The 15,092-nt window shown below is 60.1% G+C and carries 23 protein-coding genes; all 23 read left to right on the forward strand.

Annotated elements, in window-relative coordinates; translation table 11 throughout:
- The first annotated feature begins 50 nt into the window (after window positions 1-50).
- The 23 genes from fusA (at window position 51) to secY (ending at window position 15,053) form a co-directional block, all read left to right on the forward strand.
- On the forward strand, window positions 51-2,156 hold the full coding sequence (gene fusA, locus LQ788_RS06685; RefSeq protein WP_231446054.1) for an elongation factor G: 2,106 nt from the start codon (window positions 51-53) through the stop codon (window positions 2,154-2,156).
- A gap of 115 nt (window positions 2,157-2,271) precedes the next feature.
- Window positions 2,272-3,465, forward strand: coding sequence for an elongation factor Tu (tuf, locus tag LQ788_RS06690; protein ID WP_101639271.1), 1,194 nt, complete (start codon window positions 2,272-2,274; stop codon window positions 3,463-3,465).
- Between the two features lie 499 nt (window positions 3,466-3,964).
- The gene (gene rpsJ / locus LQ788_RS06695; RefSeq protein WP_009379191.1) at window positions 3,965-4,273 is read left to right on the forward strand and encodes a 30S ribosomal protein S10; all 309 of its coding nucleotides are present in this window, start codon (window positions 3,965-3,967) and stop codon (window positions 4,271-4,273) included.
- An 11-nt stretch (window positions 4,274-4,284) separates the two neighbouring features.
- Window positions 4,285-4,959 carry a 50S ribosomal protein L3 gene (rplC, locus tag LQ788_RS06700; RefSeq protein ID WP_069599775.1) on the forward strand — a complete coding sequence of 225 codons (675 nt, stop codon included), beginning with the start codon at window positions 4,285-4,287 and terminating at the stop codon, window positions 4,957-4,959.
- Between the two features lie 5 nt (window positions 4,960-4,964).
- Window positions 4,965-5,618, forward strand: coding sequence for a 50S ribosomal protein L4 (rplD, locus tag LQ788_RS06705; protein ID WP_231446055.1), 654 nt, complete (start codon window positions 4,965-4,967; stop codon window positions 5,616-5,618).
- A complete protein-coding gene (gene rplW / locus LQ788_RS06710) occupies window positions 5,615-5,914 on the forward strand; it encodes a 50S ribosomal protein L23 (protein ID WP_009883567.1) in 300 nt (99 codons plus the stop codon). The genes rplD and rplW overlap by 4 nt, the downstream gene beginning before the upstream one ends.
- A 30-nt stretch (window positions 5,915-5,944) precedes the next feature.
- The gene (gene rplB / locus LQ788_RS06715; protein WP_009883566.1) at window positions 5,945-6,781 is read left to right on the forward strand and encodes a 50S ribosomal protein L2; all 837 of its coding nucleotides are present in this window, start codon (window positions 5,945-5,947) and stop codon (window positions 6,779-6,781) included.
- A gap of 15 nt (window positions 6,782-6,796) precedes the next feature.
- Window positions 6,797-7,078, forward strand: coding sequence for a 30S ribosomal protein S19 (rpsS, locus tag LQ788_RS06720; protein ID WP_231446056.1), 282 nt, complete (start codon window positions 6,797-6,799; stop codon window positions 7,076-7,078).
- 42 nt (window positions 7,079-7,120) lie between these two features.
- Window positions 7,121-7,507: a 50S ribosomal protein L22 gene (rplV, locus tag LQ788_RS06725; protein ID WP_009883564.1), complete on the forward strand. Its 387-nt coding sequence runs from the start codon at window positions 7,121-7,123 to the stop codon at window positions 7,505-7,507.
- Entirely contained in the window at window positions 7,507-8,328 is an 822-nt protein-coding gene (gene rpsC / locus LQ788_RS06730; protein WP_101574500.1) for a 30S ribosomal protein S3, read from the forward strand. The genes rplV and rpsC overlap by 1 nt, the downstream gene beginning before the upstream one ends.
- Before the next feature lie 3 nt (window positions 8,329-8,331).
- Window positions 8,332-8,748, forward strand: coding sequence for a 50S ribosomal protein L16 (gene rplP / locus LQ788_RS06735; protein WP_009883562.1), 417 nt, complete (start codon window positions 8,332-8,334; stop codon window positions 8,746-8,748).
- Window positions 8,749-8,750: 2 nt separating this feature from the next.
- On the forward strand, window positions 8,751-9,002 hold the full coding sequence (gene rpmC, locus LQ788_RS06740) for a 50S ribosomal protein L29 (protein WP_009883561.1): 252 nt from the start codon (window positions 8,751-8,753) through the stop codon (window positions 9,000-9,002).
- Entirely contained in the window at window positions 9,002-9,289 is a 288-nt protein-coding gene (gene rpsQ, locus LQ788_RS06745) for a 30S ribosomal protein S17 (protein ID WP_009883560.1), read from the forward strand. The genes rpmC and rpsQ overlap by 1 nt, the downstream gene beginning before the upstream one ends.
- A gap of 144 nt (window positions 9,290-9,433) precedes the next feature.
- Complete coding sequence (gene rplN, locus LQ788_RS06750; protein ID WP_009883559.1) at window positions 9,434-9,802, forward strand: 50S ribosomal protein L14; 369 nt, start codon at window positions 9,434-9,436, stop codon at window positions 9,800-9,802.
- A gap of 2 nt (window positions 9,803-9,804) precedes the next feature.
- Window positions 9,805-10,173 carry a 50S ribosomal protein L24 gene (rplX, locus tag LQ788_RS06755; protein WP_009883558.1) on the forward strand — a complete coding sequence of 123 codons (369 nt, stop codon included), beginning with the start codon at window positions 9,805-9,807 and terminating at the stop codon, window positions 10,171-10,173.
- Window positions 10,173-10,742, forward strand: a complete 570-nt coding sequence (rplE, locus tag LQ788_RS06760) for a 50S ribosomal protein L5 (protein ID WP_009883557.1) — start codon at window positions 10,173-10,175, stop codon at window positions 10,740-10,742. The genes rplX and rplE overlap by 1 nt, the downstream gene beginning before the upstream one ends.
- 69 nt (window positions 10,743-10,811) lie before the next feature.
- The gene (gene rpsH / locus LQ788_RS06765) at window positions 10,812-11,210 is read left to right on the forward strand and encodes a 30S ribosomal protein S8 (protein ID WP_009883556.1); all 399 of its coding nucleotides are present in this window, start codon (window positions 10,812-10,814) and stop codon (window positions 11,208-11,210) included.
- 16 nt (window positions 11,211-11,226) lie between these two features.
- Entirely contained in the window at window positions 11,227-11,763 is a 537-nt protein-coding gene (gene rplF, locus LQ788_RS06770; RefSeq protein WP_231446057.1) for a 50S ribosomal protein L6, read from the forward strand.
- 2 nt (window positions 11,764-11,765) lie between these two features.
- Window positions 11,766-12,146, forward strand: a complete 381-nt coding sequence (rplR, locus tag LQ788_RS06775) for a 50S ribosomal protein L18 (protein ID WP_231446059.1) — start codon at window positions 11,766-11,768, stop codon at window positions 12,144-12,146.
- Window positions 12,143-12,835 (forward strand): 30S ribosomal protein S5, encoded by a 693-nt coding sequence (gene rpsE / locus LQ788_RS06780; protein ID WP_231446061.1) that lies wholly within the window; start codon window positions 12,143-12,145, stop codon window positions 12,833-12,835. Before rplR ends, rpsE begins: the two co-directional genes overlap by 4 nt.
- On the forward strand, window positions 12,835-13,017 hold the full coding sequence (gene rpmD, locus LQ788_RS06785) for a 50S ribosomal protein L30 (RefSeq protein ID WP_143921951.1): 183 nt from the start codon (window positions 12,835-12,837) through the stop codon (window positions 13,015-13,017). The genes rpsE and rpmD overlap by 1 nt, the downstream gene beginning before the upstream one ends.
- 1 nt (window position 13,018) lies before the next feature.
- Complete coding sequence (rplO, locus tag LQ788_RS06790; RefSeq protein ID WP_231446062.1) at window positions 13,019-13,471, forward strand: 50S ribosomal protein L15; 453 nt, start codon at window positions 13,019-13,021, stop codon at window positions 13,469-13,471.
- A 280-nt stretch (window positions 13,472-13,751) separates the two neighbouring features.
- The gene (gene secY / locus LQ788_RS06795) at window positions 13,752-15,053 is read left to right on the forward strand and encodes a preprotein translocase subunit SecY (protein ID WP_231446063.1); all 1,302 of its coding nucleotides are present in this window, start codon (window positions 13,752-13,754) and stop codon (window positions 15,051-15,053) included.
- Window positions 15,054-15,092 lie beyond the last annotated feature (39 nt).

Raw genomic sequence — 15,092 nt, forward strand, 5'->3', positions numbered from 1 at the left:
CCGGCCAGGCAGCGGGAGTCGATCACATCATCGAGTGAGAGAGAGACACCGTGGCACTTGACGTGCTCACCGACCTGAACAAGGTCCGCAACATCGGCATCATGGCCCACATCGATGCCGGTAAGACCACCACAACCGAACGCATCCTGTACTACACCGGTGTGAACTACAAGATCGGCGAGACCCACGACGGTGCCTCGACGATGGACTGGATGGATCAGGAGCAGGAACGCGGCATCACGATCACGTCGGCCGCCACCACCTGCTACTGGCACGACAACCAGATCAACATCATCGACACCCCGGGCCACGTCGACTTCACCGTCGAGGTTGAGCGCTCGCTGCGCGTCCTCGATGGCGCCGTTGCCGTCTTCGACGGTAAGGAGGGCGTTGAGCCGCAGTCCGAGACCGTGTGGCGTCAGGCTGACAAGTACGACGTGCCGCGCGTGTGCTTCGTCAACAAGATGGACAAGCTCGGTGCTGACTTCTACTTCACCATCGACACCATCCGCGAACGCCTCGGAGCCAAGCCGCTGGTCATTCAGCTGCCTATCGGTTCCGAGTCTGACTTCGCCGGCGTCGTCGATCTTCTTGAGATGAAGGCCTACATCTGGCCTGATGAGTCCAAGAAGGGTCAGGACATGACCGAGATCGAGATCCCTGAGGATCTCCAGGCCAAGGCCGAAGAGTACCGTGCTCAGCTCATCGAAGATGTTGCTGAAGCCACTGATGAACTCATGGAGAAGTACCTTGAGGGCGAAGAGATCTCGATTGCCGAGATCAAGGAGGGCATCCGCTCGCTCGTCGTCAACTCCACGGCATTCCCTGTCATGTGCGGTTCGGCATACAAGAACAAGGGCGTCCAGCCCATGCTCAACGCCGTCATCGACTACCTCCCTTCGCCTCTCGAGGTTCCTCCCATGATCGGTGCGAACCCTCGTGACGAGGACGAGAAGCTGACTCGCAAACCTTCCAAGGATGAGCCCTTCTCGGCTCTTGCGTTCAAGGTTGCGACCCACCCGTTCTTCGGCACGCTGACCTATGTCCGCGTGTACTCCGGACAGGTGAAGTCGGGCGAGGCCGTTCTCAACTCGACGAGCGGCAAGAAGGAACGCGTCGGCAAGCTCTTCCAGATGCACTCCAACAAGGAGAACCCTGTCGAAGAGGCCATCGCCGGCCACATCTACGCGTTCATCGGTCTCAAAGAGACAACCACCGGTGACACGCTGTGCGACCCAGCGAACCCGATCGCTCTCGAGTCGATGACCTTCCCTGAGCCGGTCATCTCTGTGGCCATTGAGCCCAAGACAAAGAGCGACCAGGAGAAGCTGTCGGCAGCCATTCAGAAGTTCGTCAAGGAAGACCCGACCTACCGGGTTGAACTTGATGTGGAGACCGGCCAGACCGTGATCCGCGGAATGGGCGAACTTCACCTCGACATCCTCGTCGACCGCATGCGTCGCGAGTTCAAGGTCGAGGCGAATGTCGGCAAGCCACAGGTCGCCTATCGTGAGACCATTCGTCGCACTGTCGAGAAGTTCGACTACACCCACAAGAAGCAGACGGGTGGATCGGGACAGTTCGCGAAGGTCCAGGTCACCTTCGAGCCTCTCGAGGTCGAAGGCGATACGATCTACGAGTTCGAGAATGCCGTCACGGGCGGGCGTATTCCGCGCGAGTACATTCCGAGCGTCGACGCCGGTATCCAGGACGCCATGCAGCTCGGTGTCCTCGCCGGGTACCCGATGGTCGGTGTCAAAGCGACACTGATCGACGGTGCCTACCACGACGTTGACTCTTCGGAGATGGCATTCAAGATCGCCGGCTCAATGGTCTTCAAGGAGGCCGTTCAGAAGGCGAAGCCGGTTCTGCTGGAACCGGTCATGGACGTCGAGGTGCGTACACCCGAGGAATACATGGGTGACGTCATCGGCGACCTCAATTCCCGACGTGGCCAGATCCAGTCAATGGACGATGCTTCCGGTGTGAAGGTCGTCAAGGCTGTGGTCCCGTTGTCGGAGATGTTCGGTTACATCGGTGATCTGCGGTCGAAGACCCAGGGCCGTGCGGTGTACTCGATGACTTTCTCCAGCTATGCGGAGGTCCCCAAGGCAGTCGCCGAGGAGATCGTCCAGAAGATGCGTGGCGGAGAGTAATCTCCGGTCCCCGGTCGCCACGGTGAGCAAGAACATGTTCACCGAAATGAAAGATAACCAACAAAGGTCTAAGATATGAACCGCATATCTTTTGCCAACCACGAGGAGGAACCCAGTGGCAAAGGCTAGTTTCGATAGGACTAAGCCGCACGTCAACATTGGCACCATCGGCCACGTTGACCACGGAAAGACCACCTTGACCGCCGCAATCACCAAGGTGCTGGCGGACAAGTACCCAGATCTCAATGAGGCTCGCGCCTTCGACCAGGTGGATAACGCACCTGAGGAGAAGGAGCGCGGCATCACCATCAACGTCTCGCACGTTGAATACCAGACCGAGAAGCGTCACTACGCTCACGTCGATGCCCCTGGTCACGCCGACTACATCAAGAACATGATTACCGGTGCTGCTCAGATGGACGGCGCAATCCTCGTGGTTGCCGCTACCGACGGTCCGATGCCGCAGACGCGCGAGCACGTTCTGCTCGCCCGTCAGGTTGGCGTGCCCTACATCGTTGTCGCACTGAACAAGTCCGACATGGTCGATGACGAGGAGCTCATCGAGCTCGTCGACTTCGAGGTCCGCGATCTGCTCTCCAGCCAGGACTTCGACGGCGACAACGCTCCCGTCATTCCTGTCTCCGCTCTCAAGGCGCTGGAAGGCGACGAGAAGTGGGTCAAGAGCGTCGAAGACCTCATGCAGGCCGTCGATGACAACGTTCCCGAGCCGGAGCGTGACATCGACAAGCCCTTCCTCATGCCCGTGGAAGACGTCTTCACGATCACCGGTCGTGGAACCGTCGTCACCGGTCGTGTCGAGCGCGGCGTCCTCCTGCCCAACGATGACATCGAAATCGTCGGCATCAAGGAGAAGTCGTCCAAGACGACCGTCACCGCAATCGAGATGTTCCGCAAGACTCTGCCTGACGCACGTGCGGGTGAGAACGTGGGACTGCTGCTGCGCGGAACGAAGCGCGAAGAAGTTGAGCGCGGACAGGTTATCGTGAAGCCAGGTTCGATCACGCCTCACACCAACTTCGAGGGCCAGGTCTACATCCTGAGCAAGGACGAGGGTGGACGCCACAACCCGTTCTACTCGAACTACCGTCCTCAGTTCTACTTCCGCACCACGGACGTCACCGGCGTCATCACGCTGCCTGAGGGCACCGAGATGGTCATGCCCGGCGACAACACCGACATGTCGGTCGAGCTGATCCAGCCGATCGCTATGGAAGAGGGCCTCCGCTTCGCTATCCGCGAGGGTGGACGTACCGTCGGCGCTGGTCGAGTCACCAAGATCACCGCCTGAGATACCTTCGATCATTAAGGCTTCGGCCTTGAGTTCGGGACTTCAGTCCTGAACGATCGATTCGGAACCCCGGTCCATTGGGCCGGGGTTCCGTGCATTCACAACGAGGACCAGACTCGGCGAGTGACTTGCCTGACTCTTACCGACAGGTGTTCATGAAATGCCTCACAAGACAGATGCCTGGAATTGCGCCGATGAAGTGCTATGTGACAAGATAGTGAAGTTGCGTTTTGGACGTTGACCCCTGCACTGCGGTAGAGATACCGCGAACAGTCCGGAACACTATCGGATCGATGAATCTGCGTGAATGCGGGTTCGGACCGAGCAGCCAATGAGTAGAAGCGCCGTCGGCCCAGAACGAGGATTGAAATATCCTCCGCAAGGATTAGCCGACACGCCCGACCTCGGGGGTCGGTCATGGTCAGCCGGCACAGACCACAGACGATTTCGATCGCCTGTCGGTTGATGGCCGGAAGTAACTAAAGAAAGAGACGACGCCATGGCGGGACAGAAGATCCGCATTCGGCTCAAGTCGTACGACCACGCTGTGATTGACAGTGCTGCACGAAAGATCGTGGACACCGTCACTCGCGCAGGTGCGACTGTTGTGGGCCCCGTGCCGTTGCCAACGGAGAAGAACGTTTACTGCGTCATCCGTTCGCCACACAAGTACAAAGACAGTCGTGAGCATTTCGAAATGCGCACGCACAAGCGTCTGATCGACATCGTCGATCCGACGCCGAAGGCAGTCGATTCGCTGATGCGTCTCGACCTCGCTGACGACGTCAACATCGAGATCAAGCTCTAAGGGAGGCAAACATGGCGAACAATCGTTCATCAGCTCTCCCTACCACCCGCAAGGTCAAGGGCCTTCTGGGAACCAAGCTGGGCATGACCCAGGTTTGGGATGAGCAGAACAATCTCGTACCGGTGACCGTAGTGGCCGCTGGCAGCAACGTCGTGACGCAGGTCCGCAACGAGGAAACCGATGGTTACCCCGCAGTGCAGATCGCGTTCGGCGAGATCGATCCGCGCAAGGTCAACAAGCCGACCGCAGGCCACTTCGAGAAGGCTGGCGTGACACCACGTCGTCATCTTGTCGAGCTGCGCACTGCAGACGCTGCTGACTACTCACTCGGCCAGGAACTCGGAGTCGATACCTTCGACGCCGGGATCAAGGTCGATGTGACCGCAAAGACCAAGGGTAAGGGAACCGCCGGTGTCATGAAGCGTCATGGCTTCCATGGTGTCGGCGCCTCCCACGGACAGCACCGCAATCACCGCAAGCCGGGTTCCATCGGCGGAGCCGCGACCCCAGGTCGCGTGTTCAAGGGAATGCGCATGGCTGGCCGTATGGGTGCAGTCAAGCACACCACCCAGAACCTCACGATCCACGCCGTGGACACCGAGAACAACTTCCTGCTCATCAAGGGTGCCGTACCTGGTCCCAAGGGTGCAGTCGTTCTCGTTCGCTCGGCCGCTAAGGAGGGCTGAACGTAATGACTGATGTCAAGACAGTCGACGTTGTCGATGCCGCTGGTGCGAAGACCGGATCCGTTGAGCTGCCTGCCGAGATCTTCGGCGTGCAGACCAATGTGCCGTTGATTCACCAGGTTGTCGTCGCTCAGCTGGCAGCAGCCCGTCAGGGTACACACAAGACAAAGACCCGCTCCGAAGTACGCGGTGGCGGTCGCAAGCCCTACCGTCAGAAGGGAACCGGTAACGCCCGTCAGGGTTCGATCCGTGCTCCTCAGTACAACGGTGGTGGAGTCGTGCACGGGCCGGTTCCTCGCGATTACTCGCAGCGGACCCCCAAGAAGATGAAGGCAGCCGCACTGCGCGGCGCGCTCTCAGATCGCGCACGTCTCGATCAGGTCTTCGTTGTGAAGAACCTGATCACCGGCGACGCACCGTCGACCAAGCAGGCGAAGCTCGCCCTGGCTGGCCTCTCCGATCGCAAGAACACCCTCGTGGTGCTCGACCGTGACGATGAGCTCACCGAGCGCAGCGTTCGCAACCTGCCTCACGTTCACGTGCTCACCTCCGATCAGCTCAACACATACGATGTGCTGATCGCAGACGACATCGTGTTCACCGAGTCAGCGCTGGAGACGTTCCTGGGCGGATACCGCAAATCGGAGGACGCATCATGAGTCTGAACTTCAAGGACCCGCGCGACATCATCGTCGCTCCGGTCGTCTCGGAAAAGACCTACAGCCTGATGGACGAGGGAAAGTACACCTTCATCGTCGATCAGGGGTCGAACAAAACTGAGATCAAGAACGCCATTGAATCGATCTTCAATGTGCAGGTTGCCAAGGTCAACACCCTGAATCGTCAGGGAAAGCGCCGCCGCACTCGCACCGGTTGGGGAAAGCGCAAGGACACCAAGCGTGCCATTGTCGCCCTCAAGGACGGATCGATCGACATCTTCGGTGGATCGCTCTAAGCGATCCTTCGTAAAAGAAGGACAAGACTCATGGGAATCCGTAAGCACAAGCCGACGACCCCGGGCCGCCGTGGCTCATCGGTCGCCGACTTCGTCGAAGTGACCCGGTCTACACCGGAGAAGTCACTTCTGCGCCCACTGCCTAAGCGCGGTGGCCGCAACAGCCAGGGACGCGTGACCACTCGCCATCAGGGCGGCGGCCACAAGCGTCAGTACCGTGTCATCGACTTCCGCCGCCATGACAAAGATGGCGTACCGGCGAAGGTCGCACACATCGAATATGACCCGAACCGCACTGCGCGGATCGCTCTTCTGCACTATGCAGATGGCGAAAAGCGCTACATCCTCGCCCCGCAGAACCTCAAGCAGGGCGCACAGGTTGAAGCCGGTCTGGGCGCAGACATCAAACCGGGCAACAACCTTGCCCTGCGCAACATCCCAGTCGGTACCGTTCTGCACGCAGTTGAAATGCGTCCAGGCGGCGGTGCCAAGATCGCTCGCTCTGCCGGTTCTTCCGTGCAGCTCGTTGCGAAGTACGGCCGGTTCGCTCAGCTGCGGATGCCTTCGGGCGAAATCCGCAACGTTGACGCGCGCTGCCGTGCGACGATCGGCGAGGTCGGCAATGCTGAGCAGTCGAACATCAGCTGGGGCAAGGCAGGACGCATGCGTTGGAAGGGCAAGCGCCCATCCGTCCGTGGTGTTGTTATGAACCCGATCGATCACCCACATGGTGGTGGCGAGGGCCGTACTTCGGGTGGTCGTCACCCAGTCAGCCCGTGGGGTCAGTCAGAAGGCCGCACACGCCGGCCGAATAAAGAGAGCGACAAGTACATCGTGCGCCGTCGCCGGACCGGCAAAAAGCGCTGATTGGAGTACTGACTTATGCCTCGTAGCCTTAAAAAGGGTCCTTTCGTCGATGAACACCTGTACCAGAAGGTGGCTCGTCAGAACGAGAAGAACACTAAAAACGTAATCAAGACATGGTCTCGTCGCTCGATGATCATCCCGGATTTCCTGGGACACACCATCGCGGTACATGACGGACGCAAGCATGTTCCTGTCTTCATCACTGAAGCCATGGTCGGACACAAGCTTGGCGAGTTCGCACAGACACGGACGTTCCGTGGCCACGAAAAGGACGATCGCAAGGGTCGCCGCCGCTGACGCGGGGCGCTCTTACGATCCTAGACAAGAGAGAAGGAAGCGATGGAAGCCAAGGCTAAGGCGCGTTACCTGCGCGTCACGCCTCGCAAGGCTCGGCGCGTCATCGACCTCATTCGTGGTCAGCAGGCGACCGAAGCACTTGCAGTGTTGAAGTTTGCAGAACAGTCGGCATCAGATCCGATTTACAAGCTCGTTGCCTCAGGTATCGCCAATGCGCGTACCCGGGCCGACGAGGAGGGCATTGCGTTCGACGAGAACGAATTGGTCATCTCCGAAGCATTCGTGGACGAGGGACCAACCATGAAGCGGTTCCGCCCGCGAGCTCAGGGTCGCGCTTTTCGCATTGAGAAGCGCACAAGCCACGTTTCAGTGGTCCTGGCCAGCGGTGACGACCTGCCTCAGCGCAAGAGCCGGAAGGGGAACCGTTAATGGGCCAGAAAATCAATCCGAACGGATTCCGACTCGGAATCACCACGGATCACAAGTCAAAGTGGTTTGCTGACTCGACTAAGCCGGGACAGCGCTACAGCGACTACGTGCTCGAAGATGTGAAGATCCGACAGATGATGACCAAGGGCCTTGAGCGCGCTGGCATCTCCAAGGTGAACATCGAACGCACACGTGACCGTGTCCGAGTCGACATCCACACTGCCCGTCCGGGCATTGTCATTGGACGTCGTGGAGCCGAAGCCGACCGCATTCGCGGCCAGCTCGAAAAGCTCACCGGCAAGCAGATTCAGCTCAATATCCTTGAGGTGAAGAACGCAGAGATCGACGCGCAGCTCGTGGCTCAGGGAGTTGCCGAGCAGCTCGCCAGCCGCGTGGCATTCCGCCGCGCGATGCGCAAGTCGATCCAGAGCGCCCAGCGCGCAGGTGCCAAGGGCATCCGCGTGCAGTGCTCCGGCCGCCTCGGCGGTGCTGAGATGAGCCGTTCCGAGTTCTACCGCGAAGGTCGTGTGCCTCTGCACACCCTCCGCGCGAACATCGATTACGGGTTCCACGAAGCACACACCACATTCGGACGCATCGGCGTCAAGGTGTGGATCTACAAGGGCGATATGACCGACAAGGAGCTTGCTGCCGAGCAGGCTAAGGCTCCTGCTGCTCGTGGCCCTCGTGGCCGTGGGCGCGGCCGTGGAGGCCGTGGTCGTGGTCAGGAAGGCGCAGCAGCACCGCGCCGGAACGACGCAGCGCCGAAGACCGAGAACAACGCCGAAGCCCCTGCGGCTGAGGCCGGATCGGAGGGCTGACACATGCTGATCCCTCGTCGGGTTAAGTACCGCAAGCAGCACCACCCCAAGCGGGGCGGCGCAGCCAAGGGCGGCACCAAGGTGTCTTTCGGTGACTACGGCATCCAGGCCACTGAGCCTGCCTACATCACCAACCGGCAGATCGAAGCTGCACGTATTGCCATGACGCGCTACATCAAGCGTGGTGGCAAGGTGTGGATCAACATCTACCCAGATCGACCGCTGACGAAGAAGCCTGCCGAAACCCGCATGGGTTCCGGTAAGGGTTCGCCGGAGTGGTGGGTCGCCAATGTCAAGCCGGGTCGGGTCATGTTTGAACTCGCCGGTGTGTCCGAGGAAGTTGCTCGCGAGGCGCTGCGTCTCGCGATCCACAAGCTTCCGCTCAAGGCCCGTATCGTGGCCCGCGAAGGTGGTGAGTGAGTATGGCAATCGGTTCGAAGAACCTTTCCATGGACGCACTTGACGGTTATGACAACGAGCGTCTGCTCGAGGAGCTCAAGAAGGCCAAGGCCGAGCTGTTCAACCTGCGCTTCCAGTCGGCCACCGGCCAGCTGGAGAGCCACGGTCGTCTCAAGGCCGTGCGTCGCGACATCGCTCGTATCTACACCGTGCTCAATGAGCGGGAATTGGACATTCGTCCGAACCCTGCTGACGCTAAGGAAGAGGACAAGTGATGGCGGAGACCACCAAGCCCGAGGCAACGCCTGCGGACCGTAACTCCCGCAAGACCGCGCGTGGTTACGTTGTTTCCGACAAGATGGAGAAGACCATCGTCGTTGAGGTTGAGGAGCGCAAGACGCACCGCCTCTACGGCAAGGTCCTCCGCCAGTCGGTGAAGTACAAGGTTCACGATGAGGAGAACGCCGCTGGAATCGGCGACCTCGTCCTCGTGTCCGAAACGCGGCCGGTTTCGTCCGCGAAGCGCTGGCGGCTCGTCGAGATCATCGAACGCGCCAAGTAAGCCGACGCCACCCCTCCCACCCGGTCCCGCCCACGGTCTCCAGCAGATCGTGGGCGGCTACCGGGAACGGGGTGAAATGTCATTAATCCGTTCCGCAAGGCTCATCCGCTCGGGTGAGAACCGGCGCGACGACAGGAGAAAATAGTGATTCAGCAAGAGTCGCGACTCAAGGTCGCCGACAACACTGGTGCCAAGCAGATCCTGGCAATCAGGATTCTGGGTGGTTCCGGTCGGCGTTATGCCTCGATCGGTGACACCATCGTGGCAACCGTCAAAGACGCAATTCCTGGTGGAAACGTGAAGAAGGGTGACGTCGTGAAGGCTGTCATCGTTCGGACCGCCAAGGAACGCCGTCGTCCCGACGGCTCGTACATCAAGTTCGACGAGAATGCAGCAGTCATTCTCAAGACTGATGGCGAGCCACGCGGAACCCGTATCTTCGGACCCGTGGGACGCGAATTGCGCGACAAGAAGTTCATGAAGATCGTCTCCCTGGCACCGGAGGTGTTGTGAGCATGGCGAACAAGCTCAAGATCAAGAAGGGCGACCTCGTCCAGGTGATTGCAGGCGCCCGTCAGTCACGTGGTGGCGATCGTGGGAAGCAGGGCAAGGTTCTTGCTGTGTACCCGGAACGCAACCGTGTCCTCGTTGAGGGCATCAACCGCGTGATCAAGCACAAGAAGGCAACGCAGACTCAGGCCGGCGGCACAGCCGGTGGCCGTGAGACTCACGAAGCCCCAATCCACGTGTCCAACGTGGCGCTCGTTGATCCCAAGGACAACAAGCCCACCCGCGTCGGATACCGCGAGGAAACCGTTGAACGCGATGGTCGCAACAAGACCGTTCGCGTCCGCGTCTCGCGTCGCACCGGGGAGGAGATCTGATGACGGAAACAACAACGAGCCGTCCAGCGCCACGCCTCAAGCAGGTTTACCGCGATGACATCGTGGCCAAGCTGCAGGACGAGTTCAACTACGCAAACCCCATGCAGGTTCCCGGTCTGACCAAGGTCGTCGTGAACATGGGTGTGGGTGACGCAGCACGCGATTCGAAGCTGATCGAAGGCGCAATCAACGACTTGACTCTGATCACCGGTCAGAAGCCAATCGTGACTCGGGCGAGGAAGTCGATCGCCCAGTTCAAGTTGCGCGAAGGACAGCCCATTGGAGCCCACGTCACCATGCGCGGCGCCCGTATGTGGGAATTCGTCGACCGTGTCATCTCACTGGCACTTCCGCGTATCCGCGACTTCCGCGGCCTCTCGGATCGTCAGTTCGACGGGAACGGTAACTACACCTTCGGTCTCACGGAACAGTCCATGTTCCACGAGATCGACCAGGACCGGATTGACCGTGTCCGAGGTATGGATATCACAGTTGTGACTACAGCGAGCACCGACGACGAGGGACGTGCTCTTCTGCGCCACCTCGGGTTCCCGTTCAAGACCAAATAATCGCTACGTCGCAGGTCCAAGCGCGCGTTGCGCGGGCGGAAACCGTGACGAGGAAGGGCTAGAGCCCAAATGACAATGACTGATCCAGTCGCAGACATGTTGACACGTCTGCGGAACGCCAACTCGGCTTATCACGAGGACGTCAGCATGCCGTTCTCGAAGCTGAAATCCAACATCGCTGAGATCCTCAAGAGCGAGGGCTACATCACCGGCTGGAGCGTCGAAGACGCTCAGGTCGGTAAGACCCTGCTCATGGACCTCAAGTTCGGTCCTAACCGTGAGCGTTCGATCGCCGGCCTGCGCCGCGTGTCGAAGCCCGGACTGCGCGTCTACGCGAAGTCGACCAACTTGCCCAAGGTCCTCGGTGGACTCGGCATCGCCATCCTGTCGACATCGTCAGGTCTCCTGACCGATCGCCAGGCCGCCAAGAAGGGTGTGGGTGGGGAAGTCCTCGCCTACGTCTGGTAAGGAAGGAGAGAAGAATATGTCACGTATTGGCAAGAACCCGATCTCCGTCCCGAATGGCGTAGAGGTCAAGATCGACGGCCAGGATGTCGCCGTCAAGGGACCGAAGGGCGAACTGTCCGTCACCATCGCCGAGCCGATCACCGTATCGCTCGAAGACGGCGTCGTGACAGTGGCCCGTCCGAACGAAGAGCGCGAATCGCGTTCGCTGCACGGACTGTCCCGCACGATGATCAACAACATGATCGTCGGTGTGACCGAGGGCTACTCCAAGGGTCTCGAAATCGTCGGCACCGGCTACCGCGTGCAGGCCAAGGGATCGAACCTCGAGTTCGCTCTGGGCTACAGCCACTCGATCACCGTCGAACCTGCAGAGGGAATCTCCTTCACAGTCGACGGACAGACCAAGCTGGCAGTTCACGGCATCGACAAGCAGCTGGTCGGAGAGACCGCTGCCAACATCCGTAAGCTGCGCAAGCCAGAGCCTTACAAAGGCAAGGGCGTGCGCTACGTCGGAGAAAATGTCCGACGCAAGGTCGGAAAGGCTGGTAAGTAGAGATGGCCTTTGGCAAAAAGGAAAGCTACGGCAAGGGCAGGGCTGCGGCCCGCAAACGTCGTCACGCTCGTCTGCGCAAGCATGTCAGCGGTACGCCGGATCGTCCTCGCCTGTCAGTGACTCGCTCCACGCGCCACGTCTTTGTCCAGGTCATCGACGACACCGTCGGCAAGACCTTGGCATCGGCCTCCACCATGGAAGCCGACCTTCGCACACTCGAAGGTGACAAGACCGGCAAGGCCCACAAGGTCGGCGAACTGGTTGCCCAGCGCGCCAAGGAAGCCGGCATCGAAGCCGTCGTATTCGACCGTGGCGGCAACGCCTACCACGGCCGTGTGCAGGCAATCGCCGAAGGTGCACGTGAAGGAGGATTGGCCCTATGAGCACTGAAGAGAACAAGGAACAGCAGCCAGCTGCTGAAACCCGTACCGATAACAACAGTGATCGCTCCTCACGTGGTCGCGGTCAAGGCGGCCAGGGTGGTCAGGGCGGCCAGGGTCGTGGACGCGGCGAGGGCCGTGGACGCGGCGGTCGCGGTGACCGCGAGGAGAAGAGCCAGTTCATCGAGCACGTCGTCACGATCAACCGCGTGTCGAAGGTCGTCAAGGGTGGACGTCGGTTCTCCTTCACCGCCCTCGTCGTCGTCGGTGACGGAGACGGCATGGTCGGAATGGGCTACGGCAAGGCGAAGGAAGTTCCTGCAGCCATTGCCAAGGGTGTAGAGGAAGCGAAGAAGAACTTCTTCCGCGTTCCCCGCATCCAGAAGACCATTCCCCACCCGATCCAGGGTGAGACCGCTGCCGGCGTCGTTATGCTGCGTCCGGCCGCTCCGGGTACCGGCGTTATCGCCGGTGGCCCCGTGCGTGCGGTCCTCGATGCTGCCGGCGTTCAGGACATCCTGTCCAAGTCGCTGGGATCAGCCAACGCAATCAACATCGTTCGTGCGGCGATCAAGGCCCTCCAGGGTCTCGAACGCCCAGAGCAGGTCGCGGCTCGCCGTGGACTGCATGTCGACGAGGTCGCTCCTCACGCATTGCTGCGAGCGGCTGCTGAAAGCGGGGCGAAGTCCTGATGGCAAAGCTCAAGGTAACCCAGCGCAAGTCCGATATCGGTGGCAAGCCGAACCAGCGCGCGTCGCTGCGTTCGCTTGGACTGAAGCGGATCGACGATGTGGTGGTGTGCGAAGATCGTCCGGAGATCCGGGGAATGATCAACGTCGTGCGTCACCTCGTGACTGTGGAAGAGGTGGATTGATATGTCGAACGATGACTCACTCAAGGTCCACGATCTCCGTCCTGCTCCCGGAGCGAAGACCTCCAAGACCCGTGTCGGTCGTGGTGAAGCTTCGAAGGGCAAGACAGCCGGTCGCGGAACCAAGGGCACACGTGCCCGTTACCAGGTTCCTCACGGCTTCGAGGGTGGACAGACTCCGATGCACATGCGTCTGCCTAAGCTGCGTGGGTTCAAGAACCCCGCGAAGGTGACGTTCCAGGTTGTCAATCTTGACAAGCTGTCGGCCTTGTTCCCAGAAGGCGGCGACGTCACAGTCGCCGACCTGGTGGCCAAGGGCGCCGTGCGTCCGAAGCAGCCAGTGAAGGTTCTGGGCACCGGTGAGATCACCGTGGCTCTGAACATCACTGCAGACAAGGTCTCGGGTTCAGCACTCGAAAAGATCAAGGCTGCAGGCGGAAGCGTCAGCGAAGCCTGAAAGACTCCCGCACAGCGGGTCTGAGATTTCTCAGGAAGGGGCGGTCACGCAAGTGACCGCCCCTTCGTCGTCTCTGTTTCACCACTCTTATGACTGTTACCACAACCCGTAGAAGTGGGTGAGGACACAGTCCAGCCGACAACGGGCCCTACCCGCGGCCTAACGGGCCTCTCGGTTTCAGCCTGACGGTCATACCCTGGTAGTCTTTTGCAGGTATTTGACTCGTTCGCCAGGTCGTATCTGCGACCCTGACTTTTTCATCCCCCAATGAGGAGGACGCTTGATCGGCGCAATTCGGAGGGCCTTCAGAACGCCCGACTTGAGGAACAAACTCCTCTTCACCCTGGGCATTCTTGTCATCTTCCGCCTCGGTTCGTTCATTCCCTCGCCGGGAATCGATTACACCCAGGTACAGGAGTGCGTGGCATCCCCTCAGCTGAATGAGGGCGGGTTCGCAATGATCAACCTGTTCAGCGGCGGCGCACTGCTGCAGCTGTCGATCTTCGCCCTGGGCATCATGCCCTATATCACCGCCAGCATCATCGTCCAGCTTCTGCGCGTGGTCATTCCCCGCTTCGAGTCCCTCCACAAGGAGGGCGCTTCAGGACAAGCCAAGCTCACTCAGTACACGCGCTACCTCACCATCGGTCTCGCCGTGCTCAACGCCACCACGCTGGTTGCAACCGTGCGTTCCGGTGCCCTCTTCGGCGGAATCGAAGGCTGCAACGACCTCATCACGAACGACTCCTGGTGGGGCATCTCCGTCCTCGTCATCACCCTGGTGGCAGGCACCGGCCTCATCATGTGGCTCGGCGAGCAGATCACCGAACACGGCGTCGGCAACGGTATGTCGCTGCTCATCTTCACCTCCGTGGCATCAGCGTTCCCCTCCTCACTGGGAGCCATCTTCCGCGAGCAGGGTGTCGACATCTTCCTCATCGTCATCGCAGTCGGACTCGTGCTCGTGGCACTCGTCGTCTTCGTCGAGCAGTCCCAGAGGCGCATTCCGGTCCAGTACGCCAAGCGCATGGTCGGACGTCGGATGTTCGGCGGTACCTCGACTTACATCCCGATCAAGGTCAATATGGCCGGCGTGATCCCCGTGATCTTCGCATCCTCGGTTCTCTACCTGCCCAGCCTGATCTCGCAGTTCTTCGATCCGGAGAGTCAGTGGGTGGAGTGGATCAACACCTACTTCACGCGCGGTGACCACCCGATCTACATCGCCACCTACGCTCTGCTGACGATCTTCTTCGCATACTTCTACGTCGCGATCACCTTCAACCCGGAGGAAGTCGCCGACAACATGAAGAAGTACGGCGGTTTCGTCCCCGGCATCCGCGCCGGGCGACCCACAGCTGACTACCTGAGCTTCGTGCTCAGCCGTATCAACTTCCCTGGCTCGCTCTACCTGGCCTTCATCGCACTGATTCCACTGATCGCACTCGTGCTCATCAACGCGAACCAGAACTTCCCGTTCGGCGGCACTTCGCTGCTGATTGTGGTGGGAGTCGGTCTCGAGACCGTCAAACAGATCGACGCACAGATGCAGCAGCGTCACTACGAGGGCCTGCTGCGCTGACCGTCCCCGACCGCGGAATTCCATTGGAAGGACAAACAC

Origin of the sequence: Brevibacterium zhoupengii (genome assembly GCF_021117425.1) — a bacterium.
GTDB lineage: Bacteria > Actinomycetota > Actinomycetes > Actinomycetales > Brevibacteriaceae > Brevibacterium > Brevibacterium zhoupengii.